9 protein-coding genes and 1 pseudogene are annotated in these 11,060 nt (G+C 68.3%); 8 read left to right on the forward strand and 2 right to left on the reverse strand.

Annotated elements, in window-relative coordinates:
- Nucleotides 1-205 precede the first annotated feature (205 nt).
- From FV228_RS10485 to FV228_RS10495, 3 genes are all read left to right on the forward strand, one after another.
- Nucleotides 206-970 (forward strand): N-formylglutamate amidohydrolase, encoded by a 765-nt coding sequence (locus FV228_RS10485; RefSeq protein WP_147854570.1) that lies wholly within the window; start codon nucleotides 206-208, stop codon nucleotides 968-970.
- 60 nt (nucleotides 971-1,030) lie between these two features.
- Nucleotides 1,031-1,339 carry a DUF1244 domain-containing protein gene (locus FV228_RS10490; RefSeq protein ID WP_147854571.1) on the forward strand — a complete coding sequence of 103 codons (309 nt, stop codon included), beginning with the start codon at nucleotides 1,031-1,033 and terminating at the stop codon, nucleotides 1,337-1,339.
- Between the two features lie 116 nt (nucleotides 1,340-1,455).
- A complete protein-coding gene (locus FV228_RS10495; RefSeq protein WP_167367711.1) occupies nucleotides 1,456-1,737 on the forward strand; it encodes a DUF2312 domain-containing protein in 282 nt (93 codons plus the stop codon).
- Nucleotides 1,738-1,854: 117 nt separating this feature from the next.
- On the opposite strand, the gene FV228_RS10500 is transcribed toward FV228_RS10495, so the two are convergent.
- The gene (locus FV228_RS10500; RefSeq protein ID WP_147854572.1) at nucleotides 1,855-3,681 is read right to left on the reverse strand and encodes a nucleotide pyrophosphatase/phosphodiesterase family protein; all 1,827 of its coding nucleotides are present in this window, start codon (nucleotides 3,679-3,681) and stop codon (nucleotides 1,855-1,857) included.
- Between the two features lie 503 nt (nucleotides 3,682-4,184).
- Here FV228_RS10500 and FV228_RS10505 point away from each other — a divergent pair.
- From FV228_RS10505 to FV228_RS10520, 4 genes are all read left to right on the forward strand, one after another.
- Nucleotides 4,185-5,402: an ABC transporter substrate-binding protein gene (locus FV228_RS10505; protein ID WP_147854573.1), complete on the forward strand. Its 1,218-nt coding sequence runs from the start codon at nucleotides 4,185-4,187 to the stop codon at nucleotides 5,400-5,402.
- Between the two features lie 84 nt (nucleotides 5,403-5,486).
- A complete protein-coding gene (locus tag FV228_RS10510) occupies nucleotides 5,487-6,359 on the forward strand; it encodes a branched-chain amino acid ABC transporter permease (RefSeq protein WP_147854574.1) in 873 nt (290 codons plus the stop codon).
- Nucleotides 6,360-6,364: 5 nt separating this feature from the next.
- Nucleotides 6,365-8,419 carry a branched-chain amino acid ABC transporter ATP-binding protein/permease gene (locus FV228_RS10515; protein ID WP_147854575.1) on the forward strand — a complete coding sequence of 685 codons (2,055 nt, stop codon included), beginning with the start codon at nucleotides 6,365-6,367 and terminating at the stop codon, nucleotides 8,417-8,419.
- Nucleotides 8,412-9,134 (forward strand): ABC transporter ATP-binding protein, encoded by a 723-nt coding sequence (locus tag FV228_RS10520; protein WP_147854576.1) that lies wholly within the window; start codon nucleotides 8,412-8,414, stop codon nucleotides 9,132-9,134. Before FV228_RS10515 ends, FV228_RS10520 begins: the two co-directional genes overlap by 8 nt.
- Nucleotides 9,135-9,211: 77 nt before the next feature.
- Here the strand turns inward: FV228_RS10520 and FV228_RS10525 are convergent, their stop codons facing one another.
- Nucleotides 9,212-10,252 carry an aspartate-semialdehyde dehydrogenase gene (locus tag FV228_RS10525; RefSeq protein ID WP_147854577.1) on the reverse strand — a complete coding sequence of 347 codons (1,041 nt, stop codon included), beginning with the start codon at nucleotides 10,250-10,252 and terminating at the stop codon, nucleotides 9,212-9,214.
- 330 nt (nucleotides 10,253-10,582) lie between these two features.
- Between FV228_RS10525 and FV228_RS10530 the strand changes: the two are divergent.
- Nucleotides 10,583-11,060, forward strand: a pseudogene (locus tag FV228_RS10530) (hypothetical protein); the annotation flags it as partial.

Consider the following 11,060-nt stretch of genomic DNA (forward strand, 5'->3'; position numbering starts at 1 on the left):
GTTTCGGACATGGCGTCGGACGGGCTCCTCACAGGATGTTCTTGCGTGCGATCCCCGCCCATTCATTGGTGGACGGCGGGCCCGTTTCTTGCCGTGAGCGCACGTTGTTTGGTAGGCATCTGGCCTCGTCAGGTGATCTGCCCGAGCCGCCGCCCCACGGCAAGCGCGATCGGTGCCGTCCCACAGATCCAACCCTCGGAGCCCCGTGACCCGTCCGGAGACTGAATCGCGCGCCCACGCCCCGCATCCGTGCGAAATCCTCCCCGGCGATCCCGCCTGCGGGCTCATCATCGCGTGCGATCATGCGTCGAACTTCGTGCCCCCGGACATCGAGCTCGGCGTGCCGGAACCCGAGTTCGCGCGCCACATCGCGTACGATATCGGCGCCGCGGCGGTGACGCGCGGGCTCGCGGCCCGGTTGAACGTGCCGGCGGTCCTGACGAACTTCTCGCGCCTGATCATCGACCCGAACCGCGGCCGGGCCGACCCGACCCTGGTGATGCGCCTGTCCGATGGCGCCGTGGTGCCGGGCAATGCCCGCATCGACGAGGCCGGCAAGCAGGCCCGGATCGCGCGCTTCTACGCGCCGTTCGATGCCGCCATCGACGCGGCGATCGCGGCGGCCCAGGCGGCCGGGCGTCCGCCGGCGATCCTGACCATGCACAGCTTCACGCCCTACTGGCGCGGCATCGCGCGGCCCTGGCAGGTCGGCATCCTGTACGACCGGGACGAGCGCCTCGCCCGGCCGCTGATCGAAGCGCTCGCGGCCGATCCGGCCGGGCTTACGGTGGGCGACAACCAGCCCTATGGCGGCGGCCTGCCGGGCGATACGATCGACCGCCACGCCACCGCCCGCGGCTTGGCCAACGCGCTGGTGGAGATCCGCCAGGACCTCATCGCGGGCGAGGCCGGGCAGGAGGAATGGGCCGAGCGCTTCGCCCGCATCCTGCGGCCGCTCATCGCGGCTTGATCGGGACGCGGCCGATCCCGAGATGCGTGCCGACAACCCTCAGCCGAAAGCGTTTCCACGATGCCTGAGATCGACCCGCAGACCCAGACCGAACTCGAAGCCGCAGTGTTCCGCCGGCTCGTGTCGCACCTGCGCAACCGCACAGACGTGCAGAACATCGACCTGATGAACCTGGCGGGCTTCTGCCGGAACTGCCTGTCGAACTGGCTCAAGGATGCCGCCGACGAGAGAGGTGTGCCGCTCACCAAGGACGAGAGCCGCGAGGCCGTCTATGGAATGCCCTACGCCGACTGGAAGGCGAAGCACCAGACCGAGGCGAGCCCCGAGCAGCAGGCGGGTTTTTCGGCTTCGCAGGCCAAGGATCACTGACCGGGCGAGAGGGGCGGCGAGAATCGGCTAAGCTTCCGGTAAGTTCGGCCCGTTAACCACCGGTCCAGGGCGCAACCGCGCCGCGCATCCCGGAGAGCCCCATGAACGCCCATTCGATGCCCACCGCAACAGCCCAACGGCCCGGCGGCGACGTCTCGTCGTCCGAGGGCGTGGCCGCCGACGAGCTGAAGCAGTTCATCGAGCGCCTGGAGCGCCTGGAGGAAGAGAAGGCCGGCATCATGGGCGACATCAAGGAGGTGTTCGCCGAATTGAAGGGCCGGGGCTTCGACGCGAAGGCGGTGCGCACGATCATCCGGATCCGCAAGCAGGATCATAGCGAGCGCCAGGAGCAGGAGGCGATCCTCGAACTCTACATGCAGGCGCTGGGCATGGCGTAGGACTTCCGCTGCGGAGCCGGCACCAGGTTCGGCGGCCGGAGCGAGATCGGAATCGAACAGGGCCGTACCCCACCGGGTGCGGCCCTTCGCTTAGTGGGTGGGAGCTTCGGGCGGAGGTCAGTGCCCCCCGGCGGCATGCTCTTCCTCGACCAGGCCCAGCGTCCGGCCCGGATATCCGGCCGCGTCGAAATACCGGGTCTCGCCGACCGTCTGGTAGTTCAGCACCGTCACGATGCCGGCGGCGTCCGGATCCGAGCGGCGGATATGCGTCTGGGCCGCCGGCCGCGCGCCGTTCACCATCGCCTCCGTCAGCACGCGGCCGACGAGCTTGCCCTTGGCGGGGATGTCGAGATCCAGGATCCGCGCGATGGTTTTGCCGAGGTCGGCATTGCTCGCCGGGATGTCGCTCTCCACGCCGCCGCGGAAGCTCGGGCCGACCGCGCCCATGACGTTGCGGGTGTCGGAGCGCGCGAAGCTGCCGTGCATGCCCTGGCCCTGCTGAAGCGTGGTGTCCGACACCTCGACGCCGCAGGTGGTGGGATCGGCGCAGCCAGTGGAGAAGCTGCGGAAGTTCACCACGATCGCGGGCATCGGGGTCAGGGCCGAGCCGTCGAGGGCGATGGCCGAGAGCGGCAGGGTCCCGGGGATGGCGCCGAGCGCGTCGCTGACGAACAGGCCGCTGACGTAATCCTGGCGGGACAGCGCCTGGACGACCTTCCGGGCGAGCGCGGTGTCGCCGTTCGGAACGTAGACGAGGTCCGAGCCGCCATTGGCCGCCACCACCACGTCGGGCTTGGCCGGATCGGCGCCGATCAGGCCGTTGGCGCGGCTCGGAAAGGTCCCGGCCTCCACCGTGACGCCCTTGGCGTCAGGATCGAACAGCGTCAGGCCGAGGTCGTGCGCCAGGTCGATGGCGAGGAAGCCCGGGGGCAGCTGCCGGGCCGGCACGCCTTTGTAGGATTGCCCGGCGGCGAAACTCGAGGCGCTCTCCTTCGAGATCGTTGAGAAGCCGTGATCCGAGGTCAGGACGAGGTCGGTCGTCTCGGCCAGTCCCTGCTCGCGCAGGGCGGCCTGGAGGGGGGCGAGGTTGTCGTCGGCGTTGTGGATGGCGGCCAGGCTGGTCGGCCCGTTGATGCCCGGCACCAGCCGCCCGAGACTGTCTCCCTGGTTGTGCTGCGTCCCGTCGGGATCGCGCGACCAGAATACCAGCACGAACGGCTTCTGCCGGGCCTTGAACAGCGGCAGCACCGCCTTGGTGGCGACCGCGGTGAAATAGGCCTGCTGCTCGACATTGGCGGCCAGCGTGCCGGGCTTCTCGGCGGTGCCGGCCTGGCCGTTGGCGCCGCGGGTCGGAGTCTGTTCCGGCAGGTTGACCTCCTTGAGCCGGGCGCGGACCGCGTCGCCGAGCGGGATGCCGCCGGCCCGGCCGGTGCTGTCGTCGATGTGGATGTTGGACTGGCCGGAGCGCTCGGTGTGATCGAAGACCAGGGACGGTCCGAGCTTGCCGATGCTGGCGGTGGAGAACCCTTTGGCGCGGGCGGCCTCCAGGATCGTCTCCTCGTTGAGGTAATTGCCGGCGAAATGCTCGTCGACGTCGCCAAGCACGGGGTCGCTCTCCAGGAACGGGGTCAGGCTGTCGCCGGCGCCGGGCACCGGGAAGGCGGTGTAGATCGTGTTCCCGAACTGGCCGGTATCGCCGAGCATGTGGCCGGTCGCCATCGCGGTGGCGTTCGGCATCGTGAAGGTCGGAAACAGGGAGTGCGAATTGGTGAAGCGCACGCCGGTCTTCATCAGCCGGTCCATGGCCGGGGTGTTCTGCGGGTTCACCATCCCGGCCCGCAAACCGTCGGCCACGAACAGGATGACGTTGTGGGGCCGCATCTCGGCCTGGGCGCCCCCCGAGGCGCACAACCCCACGAGGCCTGCAACGATGACGCGACGCATGACGAAGCTCCGACCGAACCGGGCAGCGGCGTGGCCGGGGAACATCACAGCGCCATGACAGCCGCTGGCCCGGCGGCGGCGTCCCGGTTCGGGGGTATTGCATCCGATTGGGGGTTCGGAGACTCGCGGATAGGGCAGTCGCGGAGCCGAAGATCGCCGGAAACACGTAGAGCGCCCGGTCTTAATCCGAGCCGGTCCGATCCTTCCACACGGAGGAACCGGAGGATGAATGCTGAGGACCAGGTTTCTTCCACAGACAACGTCCGGCGTCGCGTAACGCCGTCACCGAGACCTTGACGGTAGCGAGTTCTTTCCTGAAAGAGTGAGTAACCGCATCCGGTATGCCACATTGAAGGGCAGCCAGCGGACGCTTGAACGCTCTTGAGACGCGGTCTTACCCGGCCCGTGGACTGCAGGCGCGCAGCGAATCCAACACGATCGACACGCCAGACCGGGATGCGCCGATGCGGACGCGGCCCGGGACGCGCTTGGGAGAGGAAACGATGATCCTGACGAAACGCTCTCTAGTGGCCGCCCTGCTCGGCGCCACCGCGCTCGGGCTGGCGCCGGCCCAGGCTGCCGACCCGATCAAGATCGGGCTTACCGGTCCCTATACGGGTGGCTCCTCCTCGATGGGCGTCTCGATGCGCGACGGCGCCAAGCTCGCCGCCGCCGAGATCAACAAGAACGGTGGCGTCCTCGGCCGCCAGATTCAGCTGATCGAGCGCGACGACGAGGCCAAGAACGAGGTCGGCGCCCAGGTCGCGCAGGAGTTGATCAACAAGGAGAAGGTCGTCGCCACGGTGGGCTTCATCAACACCGGCGTGGCGCTTGCGGCCCAGCGCTTCTACCAGGAAGCCGAGATCCCGGTGTTCAACAACGTCGCCACCGGCACGGTCATCACCAACCAGTTCAAGGAGCCGGATTACGACGTGAACTACGTCTTCCGGAACTCGGCCTACGACGTGCTGCAGGCCGGCATGATGGTCGATGAGGCGCTGGCGCAGAACTACAAGAAGATCGCGATCCTCGCGGACTCGACCAATTACGGTCAGCTCGGCCGCGAGGACATCGAGAAGTACCTGGCGACCAAGGGCGTGAAGCCGGTCGCGGTCGAGAAGTTCAACATCAAGGACGTCGACATGACGGCCCAGCTGCTGAAGTCGCAGCAGGCCGGCGCCGACGTGATCCTGGCCTACGGCATCGGCCCGGAGCTGGCCCAGGTCGCCAACGGCATGGCCAAACTCGGCTGGAAGGTGCCGATCATCGCGTCCTGGCCGGCCTCGATGCAGAGCTTCATCGATATCGCCGGCACCAACGGCAACGGCGTGATCATGCCGCAGACCTTCATCGAGGATAAGACGCTGGCCAAGCGCGCGTCCTTCCTCGACGATTACTACAAGACCTACGGCGTGACCAAGATTCCGACCCCGGTGGCCGGCGCCCAGGGCTACGATTCGGTCTACCTGATCGCCGCGGCGATCAAGCAGGCGGGCTCGACCAACGGTCCGAAGATCCGCGAAGCCCTCGAAGGCCTGAACACCAAGGTCGAGGGCGTGGTGACCACCTACGATCACCCGTTCACCGCCAAGGACCACAACGCGATCTCGCGCAACATGGTCGTGTTCGGCAAAGTCCAGGACGGCAAGATCGTCTACGCCAAGCCGGAAGACGCCAAGAACGCCGGCGTGGTCCGCGTCAAGGAAAAGTCCTCGAACTGATCGCCTCGTGATCGCCTGCCCCGGGCGCCGCCCGGGGCAGGCTGCCGTCACCGCTCCCGCCGCCCGTTCCTGAGACGGCCTTCCATGACCATCTTCCTTCAGCTCGTCGCCTCGGGCGTCGCGGTCGGCATGATCTACGCCGCCATCGCGTTCGGCTACCAGCTCACCTTCGCCACCTCGAAGACCCTGAATTTCGGCCAGGGCGAGGCTCTGGCGCTCGGCGCCCTGTTCGGGCTGACGCTGGCGCCGTTCACGGGCTACTGGCTGATGATCCCGCTGGTGCTGGTCTTCGGCTTTGCCCTCGGGGCTGTGGTCGAGCGGCTCGCGGTTCGTCCGGCGATCAAGATCAAGTCCGAGTACGGGTGGATCATGGCCACCATCGCGCTCGGGATCATATTCCGGAACCTCGCCGAGAACATCTGGGGCCGGGACGACCTGAAGTTCCCCTCCCCGCTGCCCGACGCGGCGGTGGAGGTCGGCGGCGTCCGCGTCCTGCCGATGGAGATGCTGATCGTCGCCGGCGCGCTGCTGATGATGCTCTGCGTCGAGATCTTCAATCGCAAGTCGATCTGGGGGAAGGCGGTCGTGGCCACCTCCAACGACATCGACGCCGCCGGCCTGATGGGCATCAACACCAAGCGGATCATCACCCTCTCCTACTCGATCAGCGCCATGACGGCGGCCTTCGCGGGCGTGCTCGTGGCTCCGGTGACGCTCACCGGGGCCACCATGGGCGCGGTGCTGGCCCTGAAGGCGTTCGCGGTGGCGATCATCGGCGGTCTGGAATCCGGCCTCGGCGTGATCGTCGGCGGCCTGATCCTCGGCGTCGCGGAAACGCTGACCGGCTTCTACATCTCGACCGGCTACAAGGACGTGCCGGGCCTGATCCTCCTCCTCGTTGTGCTCTCGATCCGCCCGGTCGGCCTGTTCGGCAAGGCCGTGATCAAGAAGGTCTGACATCCATGGCGCAATCCGCCCTCGCGCCCGCCGCCGCCGATCACGCGCCGGCCCCGAACGCCCGCGGTCTCGGCCTCGTCGGCGCCGTGCTGCTGGTCGTCGCCCTCGTGACGTTCCCCCTGGTGGTCACGAGCACCTATTACATCCACCTGCTGACCGTGATCGCGATCTACGCGATCCTGATCCTCGGCCTCGATATCGTGGTCGGCTATACCGGCCAGGTCTCGCTCGGCCATGCCGGCCTGTTCGGCATCGGGGCCTACGCGGCCGCGACGCTGTTCCTGCACTTCAAGATCGGCATCTGGCTCGGGCTGGTCGCGGGCGTCGGCGTGACGGCGGCCTTCGGGGTCCTGCTGGCGGTCCCGGCCCTGCGGGTGACCGGGCCGTATCTGGCGATGGTCACGCTGGCCTTCGGCACGATCATCCAGATCTTCATCAACGAGCTGACGCCGATCACCAACGGTCCGCTCGGCATCACCCTGCCGCCGGCCCGGGTGCTCGATTTCTCGCTGATCGGCATGCAGGCACCCTGGGGGGCGGCCGGCCGGAAGCTCGAATTCTACTATCTCGTCTGCGCGGCGCTGCTGCTCACCATCCTGGTGGTGAACCGGGTGGTGCGCTCGCCCTTCGGCCGGGCCTTCGAGGCGCTGCGCGACTCGCCGATCGCCTGCGACTGCATGGGCGTCAGCGTCTATCGCTATAAGGTCTACGCCTTCGTGGTCTCGGCGGCGCTGGCCGGCTTGGCCGGCGCGTTGTTCGCCTGGTCCGAGCGCTACGTGGCGCCGAACTCCTACGGGTTCGAGCTGACGGTGCTGTTCCTGCTCGCGGTCACCATGGGCGGGCGCAAGTCGCGCTCCGGGCCGCTGATCGGCTCCGCGATCATCGTGATGATGCCCAACATCCTGGCCGATATCGAGCTCGTCCGGATCATGGCGGGCCTCATCGCGGCCGCGGCCGTGATCGTCGGCGCCCTCGCCTTCCTCCGCAAGCAGCCGAACCGCTACGCGATCCTGGTGCCGGTGGTGCTGTGCGTGCTGTTCCTGCCGGCGACCCTGGCGCTGCAATCGGTCACCGATTTCCGCCTGACGGTCTTCGGCCTGATGATCCTGTTCGTGGTCTACTACCTGCCGGACGGCATCGTCGGCTTCCTGCGCCAGAAGATCCCGGCGCTGCGGCCGGCCCATACGGCGGAGGGCCGCGACCTCGCCGCCGGCGGTGCCGCGCTGATCGCCCAGCGCGGCGATGCCGGCGGGGACGCGCTGCTGAAGGTCGAGCAGGTGCTGATGCAGTTCGGCGGCCTGAAGGCGCTCGCCGGGATCGACCTGACCGTGAAGCCGGGCACGATCCACGGCCTGATCGGGCCGAACGGCTCGGGCAAGAGCACGATGATGAACGTGCTCACCGGCATCTACAAACCCACGGCCGGGTCGGTGACGCTGGCGGTGGCCGGCGGCCGGCGCCTCGACGGGCGCACGCCCTCCGAGATCGCCCTGTCGGGGGTGGCTCGCACCTTCCAGAACGTGCAGCTGTTCCACGAGATGACCGCGCTGGAGAACGTGCTGGTTGGCCTGCACCACACCTTCCGGGGCACGATCTTCGACGCGATCCTCGGCACGCCCCGCCGCCGGCGCGAGGAGCGCGAGGCCCGGGCCCGCGCCATGTCGATCCTGGACTTCATGGGGCTCGGCGCCCTCGCCCAGGAGGAGGCGCGCAACCTGCCCTACGGCAAGCAGCGCCTGCTGGAGATCGGCCGGGCGCTCGCCCTCGATCCCGTGCTCCTGCTGCTCGACGAGCCGGCCGCCGGCCTCACCGCGCCCGACATCGCCGACCTCGTGGCGATCATCCGCAAGATCCGCGACGCCGGCATCACGGTGATCCTGATCGAGCACCACATGGACGTGGTCATGGGCCTGTGCGACCGGGTCAGCGTCCTGGATTTCGGCCACAAGATCGCCGAGGGCGGCGCCCGCGAGGTGCAGCAGGATCCCAAGGTGATCGAGGCCTATCTCGGCGCCCCTGACGACATGGGCGGCAGCAGCCCGGAGCACGCCCATGCTTGAGGTCGCCGACCTTCACGCCGGCTACGGCCAGATCGAGGTCCTGCACGGACTCACGTTCCAGGTGCCGAAGGGCCAGGTGGTCACGTTGATCGGCTCCAACGGCGCCGGCAAGACCACGACCATGCGGGCGCTCTCAGGGATGATCCGCCCGCGCGCCGGCACGATCCGCCTCAACGGCCGCGAGATCGGCGGCCTCGACAGCCACGATGTCGCCCGCGAGGGTCTGGCGCATTCGCCGGAGGGCCGCCGGGTGTTCCCGACCCTGTCGGTGGAGGACAACCTGACGCTCGGCGCCTTTCCGCGCCTGACCGGGTCCCGGCCGAAGGGCGATGTCGCGGCCGACCGCGAGCGCGCCTTCAGCCTGTTCCCACGCCTCAAGGAGCGACGCACCCAGCTCGCCGGCACCCTTTCTGGCGGCGAGCAGCAGATGCTGGCCATGGGCCGCGCCCTGATGCTGCGCCCGGAGATCCTTCTGCTGGACGAGCCGTCCATGGGGTTGGCGCCCAAGCTGGTGGAGGAGGTGTTCCGCATCATCCGCCAGCTCAAGGAGGAGCGCGTGACGATGCTGCTGGTCGAGCAGTTCGCCATGGCGGCGCTCGGGGTGGCCGACCACGCCTACGTTCTTGAGAACGGACGCATCCGATTCCAGGGGCCGGCCGCGCAGCTCAAGAGCGACCCGGCGGTACGCGCGGCCTATCTCGGCGGCGGCCATTGAGCCGGCCGGCGGCCTGAAAACGGGAACGGCCGCGATCGTCTCCGATCGCGGCCGCCCAACGTCTCGATCGGGGTGTCTTACACCGCCTTGGGCTTGGCCCGGGTCAGCAGCTTGCGGTTCACCAGCACCTCGGCGATCTGCACCGTGTTGAGGGCGGCGCCTTTGCGCAGGTTGTCCGACACGCACCAGAAGTTCAGGCCGTTCTCGATGGTCCCGTCCTCGCGGATGCGCGAGATGTAGGTGGCGTCCTCGCCCGCCGCCTCGTGCGGGGTCATGTAGCCGCCGTTCTCGCGCTTATCGATCACCAGGATGCCCGGTGCCGAGCGCAAGATTTCGGTGGCCCGCTCGGCCGAGAGCGGACGCTCGAACTCGACGTTCACCGCCTCGGCATGGCCGATGAACACCGGCACGCGCACGGCGGTCGCCGTCAGCTTGATCTTCGGGTCGAGCATCTTCTTGGTCTCGGCGACCATCTTCCACTCTTCCTTCGTGTAGCCATCCTCCATGAACACATCGATGTGGGGGATGACGTTGAAGGCGATCCGCTTGGTGAACTTGCCGCCTTCCTTGATGTCGCCGGCGGTGAACACGGCGCGGGTCTGGTTGAACAGCTCGTCCATCGCCTCCTTGCCGGCGCCGGAGACCGACTGGTAGGTCGAGACCACCACGCGCTTGATCGTGGCCGCCTCGTGCAACGGCTTCAGGGCGACGACGAGCTGGGCGGTCGAGCAGTTCGGGTTGGCGATGATGTTGCGCTTGGTGAAGCCCACGATCGCGTCGGCATTCACCTCCGGCACGATCAGCGGCACATCCGAGTCGTAGCGGAACGCCGACGAGTTATCGATCACCACGCAGCCCTGCTGGCCGATGCGGGGCGACCACTCCTTGGAGGTCTCGCCGCCCGCCGACATCAGGCAGATGTCCGTGTCGGAGAAGTCGTAGGTGTCGAGGACTTTGACCTTGAGCGTTTTGTCGCCGAAGGAGACTTCCTGACCCTGGCTGCGGCGCGAGGCCAGCGCCACGACCTCGTCGGCGGGGAAGGCCCGCTCGGCCAGGATATCCAGCATCTCACGGCCCACGTTTCCCGTGGCGCCTACGATGGCGACCTTGTAACCCATCTCTCGTCTCCGCGCGGAAAGCCCCGGCCGATCCGGGTGCCGCGCTCCTGCCAGCAAAATCGGCCGAAGAATCGTTCGCGCCGAAGGGGCACCCGCCGAACGGGCACGGCCGCGAACACCCACGAGGTGGGTGCGGCAGCCGCTTCGAGCAAGGCGCCGATGGCGCGGGGCTGTCAAGACCGGCGGCTGCGGCGCAAGGATCGATTCACCCTGTGGCGGGAATGCCGGGCATGACGCCCCGTTGGAGGGTGGTGATCAACCCGGTGCAGCGATGATCGGAGGGCGGCCGAGACTTCCGGCCGAGACCTGCGGCCGTCCGCACGGGGCATCATGCAAGCCGACGATCCGAGCCCAGATACGGAGCGCTCGCCCGAACCGCCCGAAGGCCGCCGCAAGCTCTCGCTCACCGGTTTGGGCCTGCGCCTGGTCGCGGCTTCGGCGATGATCGCCACACTCTATCTCTATGCCAAACCTGCGACGCCGACGTCTCCGGAATCCGTGGTCGCGGACCGGGTCGAGGTGCCCTTCGTGCCGTCGACCCCCGCCGCGAAGGTTCCCACCGTGGCGGCGCCCGCCCGTTTCGGGCTCACGGAACCCGGGATCGATCCGGTCCGGATCATGCCTGGCCGGATCGACCCCACGACCGGCCTGCGGGAGGATGCGCTGGCGCGCGGTGCATTCGAGGCGCTTGACGCCCCGGCGCTCCGGGTCACGCTGATCCGCGGCGACGCCGCTGCGGCGGCGCCGGGCTTGTTCATCCTGATGGCCCGGCGTGCGGCGGGCGGAGCGGCCACCGACGGGCCGGCGC

The sequence above is a fragment of the Methylobacterium sp. WL18 genome, assembly GCF_008040015.1.
In the GTDB taxonomy this organism is placed as follows: Bacteria; Pseudomonadota; Alphaproteobacteria; order Rhizobiales; family Beijerinckiaceae; genus Methylobacterium; species Methylobacterium mesophilicum.

Excerpts from the sequence above, each read along its gene's own strand:
- FV228_RS10490 (WP_147854571.1), top strand. The coding sequence starts at position 1,031 with ATGCCTGAGATCGACCCGCAGACCCAGACCGAACTCGAAGCCGCAGTG.
- FV228_RS10495 (WP_167367711.1), top strand. The coding sequence starts at position 1,456 with ATGCCCACCGCAACAGCCCAACGGCCCGGCGGCGACGTCTCGTCGTCC.
- FV228_RS10500 (WP_147854572.1), bottom strand. The coding sequence starts at position 3,681 with ATGCGTCGCGTCATCGTTGCAGGCCTCGTGGGGTTGTGCGCCTCGGGG.
- FV228_RS10505 (WP_147854573.1), top strand. The coding sequence starts at position 4,185 with ATGATCCTGACGAAACGCTCTCTAGTGGCCGCCCTGCTCGGCGCCACC.
- FV228_RS10510 (WP_147854574.1), top strand. The coding sequence starts at position 5,487 with ATGACCATCTTCCTTCAGCTCGTCGCCTCGGGCGTCGCGGTCGGCATG.
- FV228_RS10515 (WP_147854575.1), top strand. The coding sequence starts at position 6,365 with ATGGCGCAATCCGCCCTCGCGCCCGCCGCCGCCGATCACGCGCCGGCC.
- FV228_RS10520 (WP_147854576.1), top strand. The coding sequence starts at position 8,412 with ATGCTTGAGGTCGCCGACCTTCACGCCGGCTACGGCCAGATCGAGGTC.
- FV228_RS10525 (WP_147854577.1), bottom strand. The coding sequence starts at position 10,252 with ATGGGTTACAAGGTCGCCATCGTAGGCGCCACGGGAAACGTGGGCCGT.